This window comes from Ruegeria sp. AO1 (assembly GCF_056535985.1).
Genome location: NZ_JBQFJC010000001.1, coordinates 1,548,387 through 1,569,533, shown reverse-complemented (window position 1 = coordinate 1,569,533; position 21,147 = coordinate 1,548,387). Strand labels below are relative to the sequence as shown.

21 protein-coding genes and 1 pseudogene are annotated in these 21,147 nt (G+C 59.9%); 10 read left to right on the top strand and 12 right to left on the bottom strand.

Annotated features, from left to right (window positions below; genetic code table 11):
- Nucleotides 1-89 precede the first annotated feature (89 nt).
- From cobA to infC, 7 genes and pseudogenes are all read left to right on the top strand, one after another.
- A pseudogene (gene cobA, locus ACR3FB_RS07720) lies at nt 90-836 on the top strand (uroporphyrinogen-III C-methyltransferase); the annotation flags it as partial.
- A complete protein-coding gene (locus ACR3FB_RS07715) occupies nt 836-1,150 on the top strand; it encodes a DUF2849 domain-containing protein (protein WP_170373575.1) in 315 nt (104 codons plus the stop codon). The pseudogene cobA and the gene ACR3FB_RS07715, both read left to right, overlap by 1 nt.
- Before the next feature lie 65 nt (nt 1,151-1,215).
- Nucleotides 1,216-2,880, top strand: a complete 1,665-nt coding sequence (locus ACR3FB_RS07710) for a nitrite/sulfite reductase (protein ID WP_480564943.1) — start codon at nt 1,216-1,218, stop codon at nt 2,878-2,880.
- Nucleotides 2,870-3,631, top strand: a complete 762-nt coding sequence (locus tag ACR3FB_RS07705; protein ID WP_480564946.1) for a phosphoadenylyl-sulfate reductase — start codon at nt 2,870-2,872, stop codon at nt 3,629-3,631. The genes ACR3FB_RS07710 and ACR3FB_RS07705 overlap by 11 nt, the downstream gene beginning before the upstream one ends.
- The gene (locus tag ACR3FB_RS07700) at nt 3,628-4,035 is read left to right on the top strand and encodes a DUF934 domain-containing protein (RefSeq protein ID WP_170373572.1); all 408 of its coding nucleotides are present in this window, start codon (nt 3,628-3,630) and stop codon (nt 4,033-4,035) included. The genes ACR3FB_RS07705 and ACR3FB_RS07700 overlap by 4 nt, the downstream gene beginning before the upstream one ends.
- A gap of 105 nt (nt 4,036-4,140) precedes the next feature.
- Complete coding sequence (locus tag ACR3FB_RS07695; protein WP_480564949.1) at nt 4,141-4,992, top strand: ferredoxin--NADP reductase; 852 nt, start codon at nt 4,141-4,143, stop codon at nt 4,990-4,992.
- Nucleotides 4,993-5,108: 116 nt separating this feature from the next.
- On the top strand, nt 5,109-5,699 hold the full coding sequence (gene infC / locus ACR3FB_RS07690) for a translation initiation factor IF-3 (RefSeq protein ID WP_480554529.1): 591 nt from the start codon (nt 5,109-5,111) through the stop codon (nt 5,697-5,699).
- A gap of 54 nt (nt 5,700-5,753) precedes the next feature.
- On the opposite strand, the gene ACR3FB_RS07685 is transcribed toward infC, so the two are convergent.
- The 3 genes from ACR3FB_RS07685 to ACR3FB_RS07675 form a co-directional block, all read right to left on the bottom strand.
- Nucleotides 5,754-6,143 carry a hypothetical protein gene (locus tag ACR3FB_RS07685; RefSeq protein WP_480564952.1) on the bottom strand — a complete coding sequence of 130 codons (390 nt, stop codon included), beginning with the start codon at nt 6,141-6,143 and terminating at the stop codon, nt 5,754-5,756.
- Nucleotides 6,144-6,215: 72 nt separating this feature from the next.
- Nucleotides 6,216-7,532 (bottom strand): aspartate aminotransferase family protein, encoded by a 1,317-nt coding sequence (locus tag ACR3FB_RS07680; protein WP_480564954.1) that lies wholly within the window; start codon nt 7,530-7,532, stop codon nt 6,216-6,218.
- Nucleotides 7,529-8,281: a beta-keto acid cleavage family enzyme gene (locus ACR3FB_RS07675; RefSeq protein ID WP_480564957.1), complete on the bottom strand. Its 753-nt coding sequence runs from the start codon at nt 8,279-8,281 to the stop codon at nt 7,529-7,531. The genes ACR3FB_RS07680 and ACR3FB_RS07675 overlap by 4 nt, the downstream gene beginning before the upstream one ends.
- 89 nt (nt 8,282-8,370) lie before the next feature.
- On the opposite strand from ACR3FB_RS07675, the gene ACR3FB_RS07670 reads away from it, so the two are divergent.
- Nucleotides 8,371-9,270, top strand: coding sequence for a MurR/RpiR family transcriptional regulator (locus tag ACR3FB_RS07670; RefSeq protein ID WP_170638819.1), 900 nt, complete (start codon nt 8,371-8,373; stop codon nt 9,268-9,270).
- A gap of 50 nt (nt 9,271-9,320) precedes the next feature.
- Here the strand turns inward: ACR3FB_RS07670 and ACR3FB_RS07665 are convergent, their stop codons facing one another.
- The 5 genes from ACR3FB_RS07665 to ACR3FB_RS07645 form a co-directional block, all read right to left on the bottom strand.
- On the bottom strand, nt 9,321-10,112 hold the full coding sequence (locus ACR3FB_RS07665; RefSeq protein ID WP_480565533.1) for an FAD binding domain-containing protein: 792 nt from the start codon (nt 10,110-10,112) through the stop codon (nt 9,321-9,323).
- An 88-nt stretch (nt 10,113-10,200) separates the two neighbouring features.
- Nucleotides 10,201-12,561: a xanthine dehydrogenase family protein molybdopterin-binding subunit gene (locus ACR3FB_RS07660; protein WP_480565532.1), complete on the bottom strand. Its 2,361-nt coding sequence runs from the start codon at nt 12,559-12,561 to the stop codon at nt 10,201-10,203.
- Nucleotides 12,562-12,586: 25 nt separating this feature from the next.
- Nucleotides 12,587-13,072, bottom strand: coding sequence for a (2Fe-2S)-binding protein (locus ACR3FB_RS07655; protein ID WP_480565530.1), 486 nt, complete (start codon nt 13,070-13,072; stop codon nt 12,587-12,589).
- 148 nt (nt 13,073-13,220) lie between these two features.
- A complete protein-coding gene (locus ACR3FB_RS07650) occupies nt 13,221-14,222 on the bottom strand; it encodes a molybdopterin-binding protein (RefSeq protein WP_480565528.1) in 1,002 nt (333 codons plus the stop codon).
- Nucleotides 14,219-15,187 (bottom strand): XdhC family protein, encoded by a 969-nt coding sequence (locus ACR3FB_RS07645; RefSeq protein ID WP_480565526.1) that lies wholly within the window; start codon nt 15,185-15,187, stop codon nt 14,219-14,221. Before ACR3FB_RS07645 ends, ACR3FB_RS07650 begins: the two co-directional genes overlap by 4 nt.
- 225 nt (nt 15,188-15,412) lie before the next feature.
- On the opposite strand from ACR3FB_RS07645, the gene ACR3FB_RS07640 reads away from it, so the two are divergent.
- A complete protein-coding gene (locus ACR3FB_RS07640; protein WP_480539830.1) occupies nt 15,413-15,913 on the top strand; it encodes a hypothetical protein in 501 nt (166 codons plus the stop codon).
- 3 nt (nt 15,914-15,916) lie between these two features.
- On the opposite strand, the gene ACR3FB_RS07635 is transcribed toward ACR3FB_RS07640, so the two are convergent.
- Complete coding sequence (locus ACR3FB_RS07635) at nt 15,917-17,176, bottom strand: vWA domain-containing protein (RefSeq protein WP_170483863.1); 1,260 nt, start codon at nt 17,174-17,176, stop codon at nt 15,917-15,919.
- Nucleotides 17,177-17,234: 58 nt separating this feature from the next.
- Nucleotides 17,235-18,143, bottom strand: a complete 909-nt coding sequence (locus tag ACR3FB_RS07630; RefSeq protein WP_480565524.1) for an AAA family ATPase — start codon at nt 18,141-18,143, stop codon at nt 17,235-17,237.
- A gap of 135 nt (nt 18,144-18,278) precedes the next feature.
- Between ACR3FB_RS07630 and pyrC the strand changes: the two genes are divergently transcribed.
- Nucleotides 18,279-19,316 carry a dihydroorotase gene (pyrC, locus tag ACR3FB_RS07625; protein WP_425083216.1) on the top strand — a complete coding sequence of 346 codons (1,038 nt, stop codon included), beginning with the start codon at nt 18,279-18,281 and terminating at the stop codon, nt 19,314-19,316.
- Here pyrC and ACR3FB_RS07620 read toward each other — a convergent pair.
- Entirely contained in the window at nt 19,313-20,608 is a 1,296-nt protein-coding gene (locus tag ACR3FB_RS07620; RefSeq protein ID WP_480565522.1) for an MmgE/PrpD family protein, read from the bottom strand. The genes pyrC and ACR3FB_RS07620 overlap by 4 nt on opposite strands.
- Before the next feature lie 38 nt (nt 20,609-20,646).
- The gene (locus ACR3FB_RS07615; protein WP_170376815.1) at nt 20,647-21,093 is read right to left on the bottom strand and encodes a type II toxin-antitoxin system RatA family toxin; all 447 of its coding nucleotides are present in this window, start codon (nt 21,091-21,093) and stop codon (nt 20,647-20,649) included.
- Nucleotides 21,094-21,147 lie beyond the last annotated feature (54 nt).

Genomic DNA, 21,147 nt, shown 5'->3' with positions numbered 1-21,147 from the left:
GCGCGATACCGGGAATATTTCCTATATATCAGGACAAGTCAAACCAACTGGAACAGAAGATGACGCAGTCGGAGTCACAAAAAAACTTAGGGCACGTCGATTTTGTCGGCGCAGGACCCGGTGATCCGGATTTGCTCACGCTCAAGGCGCTCAAAGCCTTTGAGCGGGCGGATGTCGTGCTGCATGATCGCCTCATCAGCGCAGAGGTTCTGAAACTTGTTGGTCAGTCGGCCGTTCTGGTCGATGTGGGCAAGGTAGGTTTTGGTCCTTCATGGAAACAGGAAGACATCGACGCGCTGCTGGTCTCCTACGCCATCAACGGCCAACGTGTTGTGCGTTTAAAATCGGGCGACCCGACCGTCTTCGGACGTCTGGATGAAGAGATTGAGGCTGTCGCGGCCGCGGGTATCTCGTGGCAGATCGTGCCGGGTATCACCGCTGCCTCTGCCGCCGTGGCCGGGATCGGTCAAAGCCTGACGCGCCGTGGTCGCAACTCCTCGGTTCGGTTCCTGACCGGCCACGACATGAAAGGGTTCGCGGATCACGATTGGGCGGCCCTTGCGCTCGAGGGATCAGTTGCGGCGGTCTATATGGGTAAGAAATCAGCACGCTTCATTCAGGGCCGCCTGATCATGCACGGCGCCGACCGACAGACGCCTGTGACGCTGATCGAGAACGCCTCGCGCCCCGACCAACGCATTCTGGAAACCAATCTGGACCGTCTGCCAAAAGATCTGGCTACTGCCGAGATGGACGGCCCTGCCCTCATGTTTTATGGCCTCGCCCCGCGCCAAGCGGCCCTGGCCCTGACCGAATTCAAAAAGGAGCATGCCTGATGGCCCGCGCTTTTACCCCCAAAGTCGTCACCGCCAACGATCTGCTCGAAGGTGACGTGATATATCAGACCGAAGATGACCGCTGGTCGCGTGAACTGTCCGAGGCCGAGCTGATCACCGACGAGGCCCATGCGCAGGTCCGTTTGCTGGACGCCGCGCGTCAGGCGAACAAGATCGTCGGCGCATATCTGGCCGATGCAGTCGCCGGTGAAAACGGCCCCGAACCCACCCATTTCCGAGAGGAGTTCCGCCGCACCGGACCCTCGAACTATGCCCATGGCAAGCAGGAAACACAGTCGCAGCCCCGGGCCTGACCTCCGGCCCCTTTCTCCCCATTAAGGCCCCAAGGTTTCGGGGCTGCATTTAAGGACAGCTACACATGTATCGCTACTCCGAGTTTGACACAGCATTCCTGGCCGAGCGCAACCGTCAGTTCCGCGCACAGGTCGAACGCCGCATCGACGGCTCGCTGACCGAGGATGAATTCAAGCCGCTGCGCCTGATGAACGGCCTGTATCTGCAGCTGCACGCCTATATGTTGCGGGTTGCCATTCCCTACGGCACGCTCTCCAGCGCACAGATGCGCCAACTGGCACTTCTGGCCGAGAAATGGGACAAGGGCTATGGCCATTTCACCACCCGTCAGAACATCCAGTACAACTGGCCGAAACTGAAAGACGTGCCGGATATGCTGGACGCGCTGGCCGAAGTTGGCATGCACGCCATTCAGACCTCGGGCAACACGATCCGTAACGTGACAGCCGACCACTTTGCCGGTGCTGCCGCGGATGAAATCGCTGACCCACGCCCATATGCCGAACTGCTGCGCCAGTGGTCGACTGACCACCCGGAATTCCAGTTCATGCCGCGTAAGTTCAAGATCGCCATCACGGGCTCGGAAAACGACCGCGCCGTGATCAAAGCGCACGATATCGGCCTTCAACTGGTTGAGCGTGACGGCGTTCTGGGCGCTCGCGTGATCGTAGGTGGCGGTCTGGGCCGTACACCCATGATCGGTAAGGAACTGTCTGAGTTCGTCGCCTTTGACGACCTGCTGGCCTATCTTGAGGCTTCCGTTTCCGTGTGGAACCAGATCGGTCGCCGTGACAACAAATACAAAGCACGGATCAAGATCACCGTGCACGAGCATGGCATCGACGCCATCCGCGCCAAAGTCAACGAGCGCTTCTTGCAGGTACGCCCGCAGTTCAAAGGCGCCGACATGGCGCTGCTGGAAGAGATCAAGGGTCATTTTGCAGCGCCAGACTTCCGCGAAGCTTCGGTTGCGTCGTTTGAGTCCGCCTACACCAACGATCCGGTCTTCCGGTCGTGGGTCGACACCAACATCGCGCCGCACAAGAACGCGGACCACGCGATCGTCACGATCTCGATCAAGAAGCACGGGAAAACGCCGGGCGATGCAACCGCCGAGCAGATGCGTGTGATGGCCGATCTGGCCGAAGAGTTCGCCTATGACGAACTGCGCATCAGCCATGAGCAGAACGTGATCCTGCCGCATGTCCACAAATCGGACCTGCGCGCGATCCACGCCAAGTTGAAAGAGCACGAGCTGGCCACAGCCAATATCGGCCTGATCAGCGACATCATCGCCTGCCCCGGCATGGATTATTGTGCGCTGGCGACAGCCCGCTCGATCCCGGTTGCAGAACAGATCGCGACCCGTTTTGATGAGTTGAAGCTGGAGCATGATATCGGCCACCTGAAGATCAAGATCTCGGGCTGCATCAACGCCTGTGGTCACCACCATGTCGGCCATATCGGCATTCTGGGTCTGGATCGCGCTGGCGTCGAGAACTACCAGATTACGCTGGGTGGCGACGGTACCGAGACCGCGGCCATCGGCGACCGCACAGGTCCCGGCTTTGCTTATGATGAGATCGTTCCGGCCGTCGAGCGCATCGTCGACACTTATCTGAACCAGCGGGAGAGCGCTGAAGAAACCTTCCTGGAAACCTACCGCCGTGTCGGTATGGCGCCCTTCAAGGCTGCACTCTACCCCGAGGCACAGGCCAATGCCGCTTGATCTGATCCAGACGGAACTGGGTAAAGATCGCGCTGAACTGACCGAAAAGGTCAACGCGCTGAACGCCCGGTTCCGCCATCACTCGGCGCATGATGTCATGCACGGGGCGATTGAGGAAATCGACGATCTGGCTCTGGTCTCAAGCTTTGGGGCCGAGTCGGTTGTTCTGTTGCACATGGCTGCCGTTGTCGACCAGATGACGCCGGTTCTGTTTGTCGACACCATGATGCTGTTTGCGGAAACGCTTGAATATCAGCAGGATGTCAGCGAACGCCTTGGCCTGAAGAACATTAAAATCATCCGCGCCGAGAATGAGGACATTCAGCGTGAAGACCCCTATGGCGCGCTGCGTCTGCGGGATACGGATGCGTGCTGCAACCTGCGCAAGACCTTCCCGCTGCAACAAGCCCTTGCCGGCTATTGCGGCTGGATCACCGGTCGCAAGCGGTTTCAGGCCGGCACCCGCGCCACGCTCGAGTTCTTTGAGGTCGAGGACGGCACTGGCCGGATCAAGGTCAACCCGCTGGCCCATTGGGCGCCCGAAGACGTGCGCGCCTATATGGATGAAAACAACCTGCCCCGCCATCCGCTGGTGGCCAAAGGCTATCCCTCCATCGGTTGTGCGCCCTGCACCTCGCCGGTCAAGGAAGGCGAAGACCCCCGCGCCGGACGTTGGCGCGACCAGAACAAAGAAGAATGCGGCATCCATTTCGTCGATGGCAAAATGGTGCGCGCCGGAGAGAAAACATGAACGTAATTGTATCGGATGAGGGGTTCTCCCCCGATGATTGGACAGACGGCTTTGTCACGCTTGAGGACGCGGCCAATGATGTTGTGGCGCTTGATGTAGCCTCGGACACCGACCCCGATGAGCTAGTCGAGCGTCTTGGCAACGCCCAGATGGTGCGGGTGGATTTCCCGTCCTCGGCGGATGGTCGCGGTTTCACTATTGCCCGCGTGCTACGCCTGAAAGGCTATACGGGCCGTTTGCGCGCCAAAGGGCACGTTCTGGCTGATCAATACGCCATGGCCCGCCGCAGCGGCTTTGACGAGGTCGAGATCGACGACGCCCTCGCCTCTCGCCAGCCCGAAGATCAGTGGTTGGCTCGCGCCAACTGGGAAGAAAACAACTATCAGGCTCGCCTGCGGGGCTGACCCCACATCGCCAGCTTGTGACGCTTAAGGGGCATTTCGCCCCTTTTCCTGACTTGGATCAAAGATTAAACGGAGATGTCGGTTTAGCAGACCGATAGCGAAACGATGACAGAGATGAAGCCCGTGAGTGAAGCAACCGCCGTAAAGGCCCCCGTTCTGCCGGATGCCCAGACCGTGACCGAGGTCAAACACTGGACCGACAGCCTGTTCTCGTTCCGGGTGTCGCGCCCTGCGACGCTGCGCTTCCGCTCGGGTGAGTTCGTGATGATCGGCCTGATGGGCGATCCTGATACCAAAACCGGTCGGCAGAAACCGCTGTTGCGCGCCTATTCGATTGCATCTCCGTCCTGGGACGAAGAACTGGAGTTCTATTCGATCAAGGTACAGGATGGCCCGCTGACCTCGAAGCTGCAGCACATCCAGCCCGGCGATCAAATCATCCTGCGACCCAAGCCCGTGGGCACGCTGGTGCATGACGCCCTGCTGCCCGGCAAACGCCTGTGGTTCTTCGCCACCGGCACCGGCTTTGCCCCCTTCGCCTCGCTGCTGCGCGAGCCACAGACTTATGAGGACTATGACGAGGTGATCATCACCCATACCTGCCGCGAAGTGGCTGAGCTGGAATATGGTCGCCAACTGATCGAGAACATCCGTCAGGACGAAATGCTGGCCGAGCTGATGGGTGAAGGCTTTGCCGACAAGATTCGTTACTACCCAACAACGACTCGGGAAGAGAGCCCAAAGATGGGCCGCATCACCAACCTGCTGAAAGACGGCACCGTGTTTTCCGATCTGGGGATCGAAGGTGGTATCAAGCCGGAAACCGACCGTGCGATGGTCTGCGGTTCGCTGGCCTTCAACCTGGACATCAAGGAAATCCTCGAGGAATTCGGCCTGCGTGAAGGTGCAAACTCCGAGCCTAAAGAGTTCGTGATCGAAAAAGCATTTGTCGGCTGATTGGCCTGTTTGACCGGGTCCATCAGGTCCCGGCCAGCTGTTTCCTGTGTTCAATCGTGGCAATTTCCAGTCTTTAAGCCTTTATGCTGCTTGAAAGACTGCGCGCACCCGTCTAAATTCCCACCTCGAAATTCTGCAATCATCAAAGGAATGAACCCATAGCTCGCAGACCCCACAACGCGCCGCCGCAGAGAGACACTGGCCCGCGCGTCAATGAAAAGATACGTGCCCCCGAAATCCGCCTGATTGGTGCCGAAGGTGAAAATGTCGGGGTGGTTCATCCCGCCAAAGCCATGCAACTTGCCGCCGATGCCGGCCTCGACCTGGTCGAGATCTCGCCCAACGCGAACCCGCCGGTCTGCAAGATCATGGACTTTGGCAAGTTCAAGTACGAACAGCAGAAACGCGAAAGCGAAGCCCGCAAGAAACAAAAGATCATCGAGGTGAAAGAGGTCAAATTCCGACCCAACACCGACACGCATGACTATGAAGTCAAAATGAAGAACGTCTATAAGTTTTTGGAAAAGGGCGACAAAGTCAAAGTCACCCTGCGCTTCCGTGGCCGTGAGATGGCGCACCAGAACCTGGGCCGAGAACTGCTGGAGCGCGTCGCCGAAGACATCAAGGAACTGGGCAAGGTCGAAAACATGCCCAAGATGGAAGGCCGTCAGATGATCATGATGATCGGCCCGCTGCCGCAGAAGTAACTCGGCCTATCACCGCAAATTCCCAAGCCCCTTCGATCTCCGAAGGGGCTTTTTTCATCCCGCTTTCCGGTCGCGCATCCAATGGGCTGCATCTCGCACGTCGAATACCAACGAGATGACATCGACAATCAACAGCAGCCACAGGAACCGAAAATAGGCCGGGTTGAGCGTTTCTGCTGCGCTCAGCATCCCCGCAACCACAATGACCAGCGGAACCCAGCACAGGAGATGCGGAAGGGCCATCGCCCCGCTCATCCCGCGCGCGGCAATCATGATCGGCAAGTTCAACGCCATTCCCATGATCGCTAGAGCGGCAATCACCCCCCCCTGCGGCTGGTCCAGAAAGAACAGCGGCAAAAGGTTGACCGGAACCAAAATCACGGCGACCCAGATTTGCACCCAGAGGGGTAACCCTCGGAAACTCTGCCAAATATCCTGCACCATGACCGCACCCCTACTAAGTTCGCGTCAAACCTAGCGAATTTGCGTGGGGCGGAAAGGGCTGTCACGGGATTGTCAGATCACGGCGGCCATTGCCCGGCCAAGCTTGGCGACAAGCTCGTCGATCTCCTCCTCTTCGATGATGAAGGGCGGAGCAAGAAGGATGTGATCTCCGGCCTTGCCGTCGCGAGTCCCTGACATCGGATAGCAGATCAACCCCTCGGCCATCGCAGCCTTTTTGATCTTTGCAGCCACACCCAGTGCCGGATCGAACGGAGTTTTTCTTTCGCGATCCGCGACCAGTTCAATCCCGCGAAACAGGCCGCGCCCCCGGATATCGCCCACATTGGCGTGCTGCCCAAAAGCCGCTTCCAGCGCTGACTGAAGTTTGGCCCCCATCACACCGGCCCGGTCGGGCAGGTCTCGGCTGGTCAACTCACGAACCACCGCCAAGGCCGCAGCCGTCGCCACCGGATGGCCAATATAGGTATGACCATGCTGGAAAAAGCCCGAGCCATGTTGGATCGCATCATAGATTTTATCCGTGCAGAGCATGGCTCCAATCGGTTGATAACCGGCCCCCAACCCTTTGGCGATGCACAGAATATCCGGTGAGACGCCATCGTGATCGCAAGCAAACAGATGCCCGGTTCGACCCATCCCGCACATCACTTCATCAAGGATCAGCAGAACCCCGTATTGGTCACAAATCTCGCGAATACGCTTGAAATAGCCCTCTACCGCCGGAACAGCACCGAGGGTCGCCCCGACAACCGGTTCCGCCATGAACGCCATGACGGTCTCCGGTCCAAGACGTAGGATCTCCTGTTCCAACTCATTCGCGACGCGTTGACCGTAGTCAAAGCTGCTCTCATCCTCAGGCTTTTCCGCGTATTCATAACATGACGCGATGTGGGTCATCTCGATCAACATCGGCGCGAACTGTGCCCGCCGCCAAACATTGCCGCCTGCAGACAGCGCACCCAGAGTATTGCCGTGATAGCTTTGACGACGCGCTATCACATGGCGACGCTCAGGCTGACCGATCTCAAGGAAATACTGGCGCGCCAGCTTGATCGCCGCCTCGGTCGCCTCGGAGCCGCCGGACACGAAATACACCCGCTCCAAATCGCCCGGAGCATGCTGGATCAGCAGATCGGCCAGCTCTTCCGCCGGTTCCGAGGTCATGAAACCGCTATGGGCAAAGGCGATCTGTTCAACCTGTTGCTGCACCGCTTCGATCACCGCGCGGTTGGAATGGCCCAAACAAGACACGGCCGCATCGCCACAATCCAGATAGCGTTTGCCGTCGGCATCAATCAGGTAACACCCGTCGCCGCCTGCGGCGATAGGCAACTCGGCTTTGGTATGGCGCGGAAACACATGGCTCATTCTTGTTCTCCTTTGATCAACGACACGAGTGCTGCAACCGATGCCGCGTTATTCCCCCAGGTTTGACCCGAGGAATCCGTCAGGCTGTTCTCAAACCCGACGCGCACATCTCCGCCCTGCCGCGCGGCCTTCAGCAAACACGCGTGTTCCTGGGTGCCAAACGCGCAGAGCATCCACTGACCGCCCTCTAGCGGAAACTGATCCAAATCTTCGGGCTCGGATTCTTGCCCCGCCGCATATCGCCCCAAAACAAACAGGCGATCCACCTGCCCGGCCCTGACAACACCTTCTGCCTGTAGTCGCGCCAACAAAGCCGCGTCCTCCGCATCATAGAGGATATGTTGAACGCGCGTCCCTTGATCATGGCACAGGCCGTAGACCCGATCCGCCATCTCCGCGACTTCGCGCACGGCGATCGACGCCCAAGTAGGTCGCACCTGCCGCAAACATTCGAATTGAGCCCCTGCGTCATAGACCCCCGCGGCCTCGGTTGTGATCTGAACCTCTAGACCGGGCAACCGCTGGCGTAATTCGCCCAGGGCTTCGCGATACAAACCCGCATCCAAAGAGTGCCGCCCCTCCGAATCCCGGACATGCAGATGCAGCCCGTCCGCTCCGGCTGCGTGGCAGTCATGCGCGGTTTGAAGGGTTTCCTGCAAGCTCACCGGTAGCTGAGGATGATCCGCATGCCCACGCCGCGCCCCATTGGGGGCAACAAGGACATATGGCTTTGGGGCGGTGGACGTCATTGAACTCTCCGTTCTGTATGGGTTCGATCTACGCTCATCCAGATCGTTTTCAATTGGCAATTTTCAAAACATATGTTTTCTTCTGTTTTATGACCGATGCGCTCAGCCCTCTGATCTCTGCTCTCCGGCAATCAATCGACCAAATGCCGCCGCAACTACAGGCGGCAGCCAAATATGTGATAGACCATCCGGGCGACTTTGGCCTCGACCCGATCCGCACGACCGCGACGAAGATCGGTGTTAGCTCAAACGTTCTTGTCCGCCTCGCCCAGCGGATGGGCTTTGATAGCTACAACGCCTTGCGCAAACCCTTTCGACATGCCCTGGTCACAGATGGTGAGACCCGCTTGGATCGGGATTGGTTGAACGAGGTGCGAACAGATGCTTCGTTCGACACCGCTCAGGCAGGGTTTGCGCGAAATGAAATGAACGTCGTGGCAAGATCCCTACGTTTGATGGATCCGGAGAAAACAAGCGCCGTGATCCAGCTTATCTTAAACGCTAACCGCTGCTTCATAACAGCAACGCGCGCAAGTTATGCGCTCGCTCATTACTTCCACTATGCAGGCCGCATGGCCCATCCGGGTTTACAACTGATCCCGCGTCACATGGGGTCCGCAACCGACGATCTGCTGGATGCGGGGCCGAATGATTGTCTGCTGGCCATAACCGTTCGACCCTATTCGTCCGAGACGATCCGAACCATGCGCTTCGCCGCGGACCGAGGTTTGAAGATCATCCTTATCTCGGACAGCGACATGATCGCACCCGGTATTCGCCCGGACCTGAGCCTGCAGATCAGCACGCGGTCGATGCACCACTTCTCTAGCTTCTCCGGAGCGATGGCCGTTCTGGAATGCCTGCTCAGCCACCTATTCGCAGTTGGCGGAGAAAACGCCCTGCGCCGCGTGGAAGCCTATGAGAAAACACGCGAAGACACCGGGGCCTATTGGCAACCTGCAAAGCTACCGAAGATTAGAAAACCATAGCAAAAGCCCCGGGGTTTTGCCCGGGGCTTTGGAGTTTATCGCCTATGCGGTTACGAGCAGTCTTGGACGGCGCGTTTCGTCATCACCCCAACCAGATGCGCGCGGTAGTCTTTACTGCCATGCAGGTCGGCGATCATGTTCATCGGGTTGACGCTCAGCCCCATCAGTGCCTCGGCTCTGAAGGATTTGTTCAAGGCCTCTTCGGCCTCTGCCCACCGGAACACGCCGTCTTCGCTGGCGCCGGTCACGGCCACGCGGACACCATCCGCGAACCGCGACACGTAGACACCGACCAATGCAAACCGGGACGCGGGCTGCAGGAACTTCTGATAGCTCGCCGCCTGCGGCACAGGGAACCGGACCGAGGTGATGATCTCACCCTCATCCAGCGCGGTGGCAAACATGCCCTGAAAGAAGTCGTCCGCCGCGATCTGCCGCGCGTTGGTCACGATGGTCGCGCCTGAGCCCAGCACGCCCGCCGGATAACAGGCCGCCGGATCATTGTTGGCCACCGACCCGCCAATGGTGCCGCGATTGCGCACCGCCGGATCACCGATCTGACCCGCCAAGGCCGCCAGCGCCGGATACGACCCCGCCGCTTCACGCGCCACCGTGGCATGGGGCGTCGCCCCGCCAATGACGACCGAGCCGTCATCCTCGACACAGACACCTTGCATCTCGGCAATCCCACCCATGCTGACCAGCACCGATGGCGCCGCCAGGCGCTGCTTCAGCGTCGGGATCAGCGTCTGCCCCCCGCCCAATGGCTGCGCATCCTCGGCCCCCAACGCGGCAACCGCGTCGGCAATGCTCGAGGGCTTCTCAAACTCGAAACTGTACATTCCGCTTTTCCTTTCCGAAGAGCGCAGATCCGCTCTTCATCTGGCTAAAAATACCTCGGGGTCCGGGGCTGGCCCCCACCCTCTCAACTCAGCTGTTCATCGCCGCCCAAACGCGCGACGGGCTTACTGGCATGTCGATGTGATCCACCGCCTTGCCGCCCGAATTCATCGCATCCAGAACCGCATTGACCACAGCCGGCGGAGAGCCAATCGCCCCGGCCTCACCACAGCCCTTCACACCCAGCGGGTTATGCGTACAGGGCGTCTGGCTGGAATGATCGACGCCGTAGAAGGGCACATCATCGGCGCGCGGCATGGCGTAATCCATGAAGGACGCGCTCAGCAGCTGGCCATTCTCGTCATAGGCGCAGTTCTCAAGCAGAGCCTGGCCGATACCCTGGCCAATACCGCCATGCACCTGACCATCCACGATCATCGGATTGACTATGTTGCCAAAGTCATCCGCCGCGGTGAAGGCCTCGATGCTGACCTGACCAGTCTCGGGGTCCAGCTCGACCTCGCATGCATAAGCGCCCGAGGGGAAGGTGAAGTTGGCCGGGTCGTAGAACGCGGTCTCCTCCAGCCCCGGTTCCACCTCCAGCGGGAAGTTATGCGGCACATAGGCTGTCAGGGTCACGTCGCCCCAGGCCACCGACTTGTCGGTGCCCGCGACGCTGAACTGACCGTCCTTCAGCTCAATATCGGCCTCAGACGCCTCCAGCAGGTGGGCGGCAATCTTCTTGGCCTTGTCGATCACCTTCTCAGTGGCCTTCACCATGGCCGAGCCACAGACCGCCAGCGAGCGCGAGCCATAGGTGCCCATGCCGAACGGGATCTTCGAAGTGTCGCCATGCACGATCTCGACCATCGATTCATCAATGCCGATCATGTCGGCCACAACCTGCGGGAAGGCAGTCTCATGCCCCTGCCCGTGGCTGTGCGCGCCTACCATGACGCTGATCGAGCCGGTGGCATTCACCCGCACGGTCGCCGCGTCATAGAGACCCGCCCGGGCCCCCAGCATGCCAACGATGTTCGAAGGCGCAATGCCGCAGGCTTCGATATAGCAGTTGATGCCCAGTCCCCGCAGCTTGCCCTTTGCCTCGCTTGCCGCACGGCGTGCGGCAAAACCTGCCAGATCGGCTGCGGCCTCAAGCTTGTCCATAGTCCCGTTGTAATCCCCGGTGTCATAGGTCAGCGCCACCGGCGTGTCATAGGGGAACTGGGTGATGAAGTTCTGACGGCGCAGGGCAATCGGATCGACCCCCAGCTCGCGCGCGGCCTTGTCCACCACGCGTTCCAACTGGAACGTCGCCTCGGGCCGGCCCGCGCCGCGATAGGCATCCACCGGCACCGTATTGGTAAACATCGCCTTCACGTTCACCTGAATGACCGGCGTCTTATAATTGCCTGCCATCAGTGTGCCGTGCAGCCATGTGGGCACGGAACTGGAGAAGGTCGACAGATACGCCCCAAGGTTCGCATAGGTGTTGGTCCGCAACCCGATGAAGTTGTTGTCTGCATCCAGCGCCAGTTCGATTTTGCTGACATGATCCCGACCATGGGCGTCCGACATGAACGCCTCGGACCGGCTGGAGGTCCACTTCACAGGCCGGTTGCAGGCCTTGGCGGCGAAGGTACAGAACGCCTCTTCCGCATAGTGGAAAATCTTGGTGCCAAAGCCGCCCCCCACATCCGGGGCCACAACGCGGACCTTATGCTCGGGCAGGCCCAGCACAAAGGCGCACATCAGCAGGCGGATCACATGCGGGTTCTGCGAGGTGGTATAGAGCGTGTACTCATCCGTCCCGCGCTTGTACTCACCCACCGCCACGCGCGGTTCCATCGGGTTGGCAACCAGGCGGTTGTTCACCAGATCCAGCGTGGTCACATGGGCCGCATTGGCGAAGACCTCATTGACCTTGGCGTCATCCGCTTCACCCAGCTGCCAGTCATAGCAGATGTTGTTCTTCAGATCGTCATGGACCAGCGTCGCGCCCTCTTGGGCTGCGGCCTTCATGTCGATCACGGCGGGCAGTTCCTCGATGTCCACCTCGATCGCCTCGGCCGCATCGCGCGCCTGTTCCAGGCTGTCGGCCACAACGGCGGCAATGGGATCGCCCACATGGCGCACCTTGCCCTGGGCCAGAATGGGATGCGCAGGCTCCTGCATGGGTGCGCCGTGCTTGTCCGTCACCTCCCAGCCGCAGGGCATGCCGCCCACGCCTTCGAAATCCTTGCCGGTGAACACCTTGACCACGCCCGGCATGGCCTCGGCCGCCGAGGTATCAAGGCTGGTGATCCGGCCATGCGCGATATCCGAGCGCAGGAAATGAACATAGGCCTGTCCGGCCACGTTGATGTCGTCGGTATAATTGCCTGCTCCGGTCAGAAAGCGCACGTCCTCGCGCCGCTTGGAACTGGCTCCGATGCCACTGTCTTTGGGCATTGCTTGTTCTCCTCCCTCGGGCCGCTTATTCGGCGGCGATGCTGCTGACGTCCTGGCCCGAAGCGGCCATGATCGCCTTGACGATGTTGTGATAGCCCGTGCAACGGCACAGGTTGCCTTCCAGATACTTGCGGATCTCGGCCTCGGTCGGGCGCGGATTGTCCTTCAGGAGCGCCGCCGCGCTCATCACCATGCCTGGCGTGCAGAAGCCGCATTGCAGCCCGTGATGATCCTGAAACGCCTGCTGGATCGCATTGAGCGTCCCATCCTCGGACGCCTGACCCTCAATAGTGCCGACCTCGGCCCCGTCGGCCTCAACCGCCAGCATGTTGCACGACTTGACGGCCTCGCCGTTCACATGCACCACACAGGCCCCACATTGCGCCGTATCACAGCCAACATGCGTCCCCGTCAAAGACAAATGATCCCGCAAAAAACCAGACAATAACGTCCGACCCTCAACATCACCGCTCACAGACATGCCATTCACAGTCAGCGATATATTTGGCATAAGACCTCCCCTTCTTTAGCTCATTCGCTTGGGGCGAGTTAAACACGGGAGGTCTGGCTTGAGAACAGGAATTTGTCGCTTTTTGACACCAGAGGGACGCAAAAGGCCGATGCCATAAAATCATCGGCGCCGCCTGTAGGCCTCTGACCTACTTCTTCCGTTGCGCGCGAGGTTGCGGCCGGGTCGGGATTTCCTTGAGCAGACCACCCACACCCATCGCAGCAATATCGGCACCAGTGGTCTCGACCCCACAGGCCACGCGGGACAAAACCCAATCGGCGCCGTTCAAAGCCGGAGAGCGCGCGCATCCCGGCAGGCCGATCACAGGGCGCGTGTTCAACGCCCCCAGAAACAGCAAATTGCCCGGATCCACCGGCATGCCGAACCGATCAACATCCCCGCCTGCGGCGCGCACGGCAGACGGGGCCACGTCGTTCACATCCGACGTCGCCGAGGCCGTCAGGATCATCAGCACATCGCCGTCGGCCCGATTAATGGCCGATGCAAGTTGGTCGGTTTCATGCGGGACGATCTGCACATCGCACAGGTCCATGCCCAGAGCCTCGACACGTCCGCGCATGGCTGCGATACCCTTCTCATTGGGCGGCCCTCCGGCGATGTCCGTTACGATCAATCCCGCGCTGCGATAGACCGGCGCGACTAGGCGGACCGAGGCCTGCGCCAAACCCGCCGCGCGTTCAACATCGGCTTTGGGAACAGCGTAAGAGATCACCTTGATCGTGGCGACCATACCGCCCGCTGTCATCTGCTGATGCTGCGGGACCGTTGCGACGGTGATCATTGGATTGATGCGGTTGAACTGCTCGAGTGCGGCCACATCCAGCACCACCACGCCCGGCCCCTCGGCCAGAAGGTTCACGCGGCCGGTAAACGCCTCGGTCAAGCGCAGGTTGGCGTCGGTGGGATCGGGGACTAGAGCACGGGCCAGCACTTCGGCAGCTTCGTCCTCATGACTATCGCCGGGTTCCAGACGAGCGACGATGACCTCGTCAAACCCCGCGCTGGACAATTGCGAGACATGCTCGGCGGTCAGCATAAGCCCCTTGCGCAGCTTTTGGTCCGAGACTTTGACGGAATGCGCCAGAATGGCTCCGGCGGCTGCGGTCACGGGCACGGGGCCGAATTTCATGCCTTACCTCGCAGAACCGCCGTCATCTGAGCCAGAATGGCCACGGCAATCTCGGAGGGGCCTGCGGCACCGATATCAAGGCCAATCGGCCCGTGAATGCGCGCGATCTGAGCCAGCGTGAATCCCGCCTCGGTCATCCGCTCAACCCTTTTGGCATGGGTGCGGGTCGACCCGAGTGCGCCAATATAGAACACATCCGCATCCAGCGCGGCCTGCAAAGCCGGATCATCCAGTTTCGGATCATGGGTCAACAGGACAATGGCCGTGCGCGGATCCAAACCCAGCTTGGCAACCGCCTCATCCGGCCAATCGGTCAACAAGGTCTCTCCGGGGAAGCGGCTGTCTGAGGCAAATGCCTCGCGCGGGTCGATGATGGCCGGGTCGTATCCCGCAATCCGCGCCATCGGCACCAAGGCCTGCGCGATGTGAACCGCACCGACGATGATCAACCGCAAAGGCGGGTTGTGAACGGCGACGAAGGTCTTGCCATCCTCTTCGAACCCAGACCGATCCATGCGCAACCGATCCGCATAAGCATTGCGGCGCAAGGCCCTGTGTCCGCTGTCTGTATTCACTTCATAAGCAAGCGGTTCGCGGCGCGCACGGGCGGCTACCAACTCGGCCAGCATCGGCTCAGGCAGGACAGAACCGACCGGCTCGACTAAAACCCGGATGGTGCCACCACAGGCCAGACCGACGGCAAACGCATCTTCGTCGCTGACACCGAATTCAAGCAGGCGCGCCTCGCCCTCATCAATGGCTTCAATGGCTTCGACGATAACAGCGCCTTCGACGCAACCGCCCGAGACGGACCCTTCGATCCGCCCGTCCCCGCCGATAACCAGTTGAGACCCCACACGACGCGGTGCGCTGCCCCAGGTTTCGACAACAGTGGCCAGCGCGGCACCGCGGCCGCTGCGGTGCCATTCCAAAGCGCGTTCCGGGCTGCTGTCGAATCGATCCATCGAATCCTCCTGGCTTGTTGCAAACCAACATAGGCAGCCTTGGACCAATGAAAAGCGAACGTTAGTCGGAGACGGCAGTCAATTCGCGATTATGTGGGCAGTAAAAGGCCGATTTGATATTCACACTCTCAAAGGATTGATTACGAATACCCCACGTCTTAAGTTGAAACCGCGCCTGAATTTGGATTGGGCGCTCTCAATAAATTTCTCAACGGAGACGAAGAGTTGAAACGCATTCTTACACTGGGAACGGCGCTCGGCCTGTTGGCCTCGACCGCTGTATGGGCTGATACATTCGAACGCTACGGTGAGGTTGAAGGCTGGAAAGTCTTCATCGACAACGAAAAGAAATCCTGTCTGATTGAGGCCGTGGATGACGCGGAAAACGTTGTTCAGATGGGCCTGACCGAGGATCGCGGTGTGGGTTACGTTGGTGTTTTCACCAAGGCGGAAACCAATATCAAACGCGGTGAGAAAGAAGCCGTGGCAATCCTGCTGGGTGATAACCTTTATGTGGGTGAGGCCACTGGCATGAAGGGCAATATCACCAAGGGTTATTCCGGCGGTTATGTCCTGTCCGACGACCCACAATTTGCGGATGATTTGGCCAAGAAACAGGTCATGATCGTCTTCCCCGAAAAGGAATTTGCGTTCACCGTAGATCTGACCGGCACTTACAAGGCCATGGAGATGGCGCGTGAGTGCAACGAAAAACAGCTGGGCTAAACCCTAGCCAGAAAGCGCGGACATGAGCCGCGCTTTCTCTCCGACATCGTCCTGGGCTGAGATGACCGTGGCGAGGTCTTCGAGCGACGCGATCGAATGACCCGCGCGGAAGCTGTCGACATGGGGCAGCATGGCGGCCACGCCCTGCGCTTTGGGGGCGAACCCATCCCAGCGCAGCAGAGGGTTCAGCCAGATCAGACGCCGGGCCGAAAGATGCAGGCGCTCGGTCTCTTTCGCCAAAGCTTCGGGCGCACCGCGATCCAACCCGTCCGAGATCAGCAGAACCACCGCGCCCTGCCCCATCACGCGCCGCGACCAGTCTCGGTTGAAGGCGTGCAAGCAGTCTCCGATCCGCGTACCCCCTTCCCAATCCTGCGCCTCGGCCCCGGCGGCAGCGAGGGCCGCATCTACGTCACGCTGATGTAGATGACGGGTGATATTGGTAAGTTGCGTGCCGAAGGTAAAGGCATGGACCTTGGCCCAGCCGGCCCCCTTGGCGTTCGAGACCGTGTGCAGAAAATGCAGGATCAGGCGGCTATATTGGCTCATCGAACCAGAGATGTCGCAGAGCACGACCAGATTGGGCCAGCGTGGCCGGGGTTTTTGTTTCGCGATATCGTGCAGCTCTCCGCCCTGACGCATGGCGGCGCGCAGGGTTCTCGCCCGGTCGATCCGGTGGCCGATATGGCTGGCCTGGCTGCGGCGGCTTTCGATTGGCTTGACCGGCAGGCTGAGGCGCGACAGGAGGCGCTTGGCCTGAGCGATCTCATCGGTACTCATCTGTTCGAAATCCAGACTGCGCAGACGTTCCTCGGATGAGGCGGTTTGCGAGGCGTCGATCTCGAGCTCCGTCTCGCCCTCTTGCTCCTCGGAGGTTTCAGGCTGATCGCGCTCCACCCCGTCAAGCAGCGCCTCAGCCGCGCGTTTTTCCCCGGCGTCCGCTTTACGTTCTTCCTGCACGCCACGAATGGCGGGCAGCATCATGGACATCATGTGTTCTAGATACCTTGGGTCGCGCCAATAGAGGCGAAAGACCTGCGCGAAGACGGTGCGATGTTCGGGGCGGTTCACGAAACAGGCATGTAAGGTCCAGTAAAAATCCTGCTTTTCAGTGAAGCCTGCGGCCTCAACGGCCCGAATGGCATCCACCACACGACCGGTGCCGATCGGCAGCCCGGCTTTTCGAAGGGCGCGGGCGAAATGTGTGATGTTCTGCGCCAGCTTCGGGTTTTCGGGAATGTCGAGCGGGATCTGTTCGGCCATCAGCGCTCATGGGGGCTCTGCCCCCATATCCCCGAGGTATTTTCAAGCAGAAGAAACATCAGGCCGGTTCTAAATCGGCCTTGGCTTCGTCAAGAATGCGTTTGGCCTCGGACCCTTGCAGTTTCTGGATGTCGTCCTGGTATTTGAGAATCGCGCCGAGGGTATCTCCGATCACTTCGGGGCTGAGGTTGATGACGTCCAGCGCCAGCAGGCATTTGGCCCAGTCGATGGTTTCGGCCACGCCGGGTTTCTTGAACAGGTCTTCGGTGCGCAAACGCTGCACGAAGGCTACGACCTCACGACTGAGGGACTGGGCCGCTTCGGGCGCGCGGGCGTTCAGGATTTCAATCTCCCGGTCGAAATCCGGGTAGTCGACCCAGTGGTAAAGGCAGCGGCGTTTGAGGGCGTCATGCACCTCGCGCGTACGGTTTGAGGTGACGATCACGACCGGCGGTTCAGGGGCTTTAACGGTGCCGAGTTCCGGGATCGTGACCTGAAAATCGCTGAGCGCTTCCAACAGGAAGGCCTCAAAGGGTTCATCCGTACGGTCCAACTCGTCGATCAGCAGCACCGGTGCGCCGTTTTCATCCGACCTCATGGCTTGTAGCAATGGGCGTTCAACGAGGTAGTCATCCGAGAACAGCTCGGTCTGCAGGGTTGAGCGGTCTGCGCCGCCCGCAGCTTCGGCGGTTCGGATGGCGACCATCTGCGCAGGAAAGTTCCACTCATAGACGGCAGAGGACGCATCCAGCCCTTCGTAGCATTGCAGACGGATCAGGCGGCGACCAAGCCCTGCGGCCAGTGACTTGGCGATCTCGGTCTTGCCGACACCAGCCTCGCCTTCCAGAAACAGCGGCCGGCCAAGTTTCAGCGACAGGAAGACGACCGTTGCCAGCGCACGGCCGCAAACATAGCCCTGTGCGCCCAGCATGGTTTGAACCGCGTCTATGGAATCTGGCTGTGTCATGTGCTGAATTCTCCCTTGCCACAAAAGGTCATGGCCGCGCCTGTGCGTCAAGGCCATGACCCGTTTCTGAGCTACGACGTTCGAACGAGTTGACAAGGGCTTTTACGGCGGCGGCCTCTGTGCTAGCGGAGGCGCATGACCGATAGCATCACGATCCGCCGCCCCGACGATTGGCATCTGCACCTGCGCGATGGCGCGATGTTGCAGGCCGTCCTTCCCGAAACCGCACGCCATTTTGGCCGTGCGATCATCATGCCCAATCTGGTTCCCCCGGTGGTAACCGGCGCGCACGCCGCCGCCTATCGCGAGCGTATCATGGCGGCGCTACCTGAAGGGATGACGTTCGAGCCGCTGATGACCCTGTATCTGACCGAAGATACGGATCCAGAAGACCTCGCCGCTGCGCATGCAAGCGGGTTGGTGAAGGCGGTCAAGCTCTACCCGGCGGGTGCGACGACCAATTCGCATTCGGGTGTTCGGAATTTCGACAATGTGCGCCCGGTGCTGGAGAAGATGGCCGAGATCGGCCTGCCACTCTGTGTTCATGGCGAAGTCACCGATGCCGAGATCGACATCTTCGATCGTGAGGCTGTGTTCATCGACCGCGTTCTGGATCCGATCCGCCAAGCCACTCCGGGCCTGCGCGTTGTCATGGAGCATATTACGACTCGCGACGGGGTTCAGTATGTTGCCGCCGACGAGACCGATCTGGGCGCAACGATCACGGCGCATCACCTGATCATCAACCGCAACCACATTCTGGTGGGCGGGATCAAACCCCACTACTACTGCCTGCCAGTCGCTAAGCGTGAAGAACATCGGTTGGAGCTGCTGAAGGCCGCGACCTCGGGCGATGCGCGGTATTTTCTGGGCACGGACAGCGCGCCGCATACGGATGACAACAAGGAAATGGCCTGTGGCTGTGCGGGCTGTTTCACGGCGACCAACACCATGTCCTTGGTGGCCGAGATGTTCGACCGCGAAAGTGCCTTGGACAAGCTGGAAGGGTTCGTGTCGCTGAATGGTCCGGGTTTCTATGGCCTACCGGTGAACGAAAGCTCGATCACGCTGACCAAAGGTGACCCGGTCGAATACCCGTCGAAGATCGAAAGCGGCGACGGACCCGTCACCGTATTCGACCCCGGCTTCCCCCTGCACTGGCGCGTGGTTTAACCCGCCAGTTTTGCAGCCAGATCGCGGGCGCGACCTCCGGTGCGCAGCATCGACCATATCGCGTCCGCCTCGTCCCCTCCAATCAGTTTCGACGCTTTGGCCCGGACACGGTCTTCCCGATCCGCCAGAGACATCGGAGCCATCAGATCTTGGGTGACCTCGCGTCGCACGCCGTCGCGCCGCAGAAGCTCTAGGCGGGCCTGGGTCTCGGTGAGGGTTTCATCCGCCTCGACCGTGATGCGGTCTCGCAAAGAGCGAATGCGAGGATCAGCGCAGACCTTTTCGGTGTAACTGCTTGGCAAAGCGGTGTCGTAGCCGAGCGCCTGCATGGCGATCACCGTACGATAGGAAAACTTCGCCCCCAGCCCTGTGGTCGGAGACATCTGGTTGCAGACACTCATCCAGCGCGGATGGGTTTTGACCTTGATTTCAGCCACTTCAGGTTCGGCAATATCAAGACGCAGAGCAGCCTCAAGCGCGGCGTGCAAACCGTGGCAGCACGCGTGGAACTTGTGGCTGACCGATTCGAACAGCCACTCCTCCCCCAACCCGTCCAGCGCTGCTGATGTATCCGCCGCGCCCTGGTGGGTTGCACCAAAGCCGTACTGGCCTTCTAGCGCACTCGCATTGGGCTCAAAGCCCCGTTTAATCAGCAAGACGACCTCGATCCCGGCTGATGCGGCCAATCCTGCATTGTAGGGTTTGCCCATGGTGCCGAACTGAGCTTTCAGGCCGGCCGAGCGCGTGGATGTCAGGCCCAGAACTTGCTGAATCTGGTTCGCATCAAACCCAAGAACCCGACCCGCTGCAACCGCCGCCCCAAAGGCCCCCGCAGTCGCCGTTTGGTGGAACCCAGCCTGATAGTGGTCTCGACCGAGCCAGAGGCCGATACGGATCGAAACCTCCATCCCGATCAGGGCAGCTTCCAAGAGATCAACTAGAATACGGTCATCCCATTCTGAAACCGCCAAGGCCGCAGGTAGGATTGCAACCGACGGATGGCCGATATGGGCGAAATGGGTGTCGTCATAGTCCAGCGCGTGAGACACCGTTCCATTGACCAGCGCCGCCGCGCGCAAGGGCGCTGCCCCGCCGCCGAAAAGATGGGCCTGCGCTGCTCCGCCCTCCTCCTGCACCATGTCCCGAACGGCGACCGACACGGGCTCGGACACACCGGCACGGCCCACGGCGATCCAGTCGAGAACGGACAGAGACGTAATGGCCCGCGCCTGCGCGGTTGTGTTGACGGGGCTGGCGGCAAAACTCGCAAGCGTTGAGGTGAATCCAGACATAGCGCGCAGTCTAGCGAGCACTGGTCGTTGGTAAAGCCTTAGCTGTAAAGCTCAGCGGCACGGGCCTCGAACGCGCGTACGATGCGCTGCATGGCCTCGTTGAAGACGACACCAATGATCCCCTGCAGGATGGCGTTCTTGAATTCGAAATCCACGTGGAATGAGACATTGCACCCACCTTCAGGTGCGTCTTCAAACTGCCAGTCCGATTTCATGTATTTGAACGGGCCGTCCAGATATTCAGTGTCGATCTTCTTTTGACCGGCAAACAAGGTCACCCGACTTCCGAACCGTTCGCGAAACACCTTGAACGAGATCACCAAATCCGCCTCCATCACCTCGGCTTCGCCAGCCGCATAGGTCTTGCGGATACGCGCGGCGGCACACCAGGGCAGGAACTTAGGATAGCTCGCCACGTCAGCAACAAGATCATACATCTGCTGGGCCGTATAAGGCAGGTGACGGGTTTCCGAGTGGATAGGCATGGCAATCCGGCATTAGAAGGTGACAATGGCGCGTCATGTCGTATGTTGCGCGCC

Bases quoted from the DNA above. Each gene is read 5' to 3' on its own strand.
- ACR3FB_RS07715 (WP_170373575.1), top strand. From the start codon at position 836: ATGGCCCGCGCTTTTACCCCCAAAGTCGTCACCGCCAACGATCTGCTC.
- ACR3FB_RS07710 (WP_480564943.1), top strand. From the start codon at position 1,216: ATGTATCGCTACTCCGAGTTTGACACAGCATTCCTGGCCGAGCGCAAC.
- ACR3FB_RS07705 (WP_480564946.1), top strand. From the start codon at position 2,870: ATGCCGCTTGATCTGATCCAGACGGAACTGGGTAAAGATCGCGCTGAA.
- ACR3FB_RS07700 (WP_170373572.1), top strand. From the start codon at position 3,628: ATGAACGTAATTGTATCGGATGAGGGGTTCTCCCCCGATGATTGGACA.
- ACR3FB_RS07695 (WP_480564949.1), top strand. From the start codon at position 4,141: ATGACAGAGATGAAGCCCGTGAGTGAAGCAACCGCCGTAAAGGCCCCC.
- ACR3FB_RS07685 (WP_480564952.1), bottom strand. From the start codon at position 6,143: ATGGTGCAGGATATTTGGCAGAGTTTCCGAGGGTTACCCCTCTGGGTG.
- ACR3FB_RS07680 (WP_480564954.1), bottom strand. From the start codon at position 7,532: ATGAGCCATGTGTTTCCGCGCCATACCAAAGCCGAGTTGCCTATCGCC.
- ACR3FB_RS07675 (WP_480564957.1), bottom strand. From the start codon at position 8,281: ATGACGTCCACCGCCCCAAAGCCATATGTCCTTGTTGCCCCCAATGGG.
- ACR3FB_RS07670 (WP_170638819.1), top strand. From the start codon at position 8,371: ATGACCGATGCGCTCAGCCCTCTGATCTCTGCTCTCCGGCAATCAATC.
- ACR3FB_RS07665 (WP_480565533.1), bottom strand. From the start codon at position 10,112: ATGTACAGTTTCGAGTTTGAGAAGCCCTCGAGCATTGCCGACGCGGTT.
- ACR3FB_RS07660 (WP_480565532.1), bottom strand. From the start codon at position 12,561: ATGCCCAAAGACAGTGGCATCGGAGCCAGTTCCAAGCGGCGCGAGGAC.
- ACR3FB_RS07655 (WP_480565530.1), bottom strand. From the start codon at position 13,072: ATGCCAAATATATCGCTGACTGTGAATGGCATGTCTGTGAGCGGTGAT.
- ACR3FB_RS07650 (WP_480565528.1), bottom strand. From the start codon at position 14,222: ATGAAATTCGGCCCCGTGCCCGTGACCGCAGCCGCCGGAGCCATTCTG.
- ACR3FB_RS07645 (WP_480565526.1), bottom strand. From the start codon at position 15,187: ATGGATCGATTCGACAGCAGCCCGGAACGCGCTTTGGAATGGCACCGC.
- ACR3FB_RS07635 (WP_170483863.1), bottom strand. From the start codon at position 17,176: ATGGCCGAACAGATCCCGCTCGACATTCCCGAAAACCCGAAGCTGGCG.
- ACR3FB_RS07630 (WP_480565524.1), bottom strand. From the start codon at position 18,143: ATGACACAGCCAGATTCCATAGACGCGGTTCAAACCATGCTGGGCGCA.
- pyrC (WP_425083216.1), top strand. From the start codon at position 18,279: ATGACCGATAGCATCACGATCCGCCGCCCCGACGATTGGCATCTGCAC.
- ACR3FB_RS07620 (WP_480565522.1), bottom strand. From the start codon at position 20,608: ATGTCTGGATTCACCTCAACGCTTGCGAGTTTTGCCGCCAGCCCCGTC.
- ACR3FB_RS07615 (WP_170376815.1), bottom strand. From the start codon at position 21,093: ATGCCTATCCACTCGGAAACCCGTCACCTGCCTTATACGGCCCAGCAG.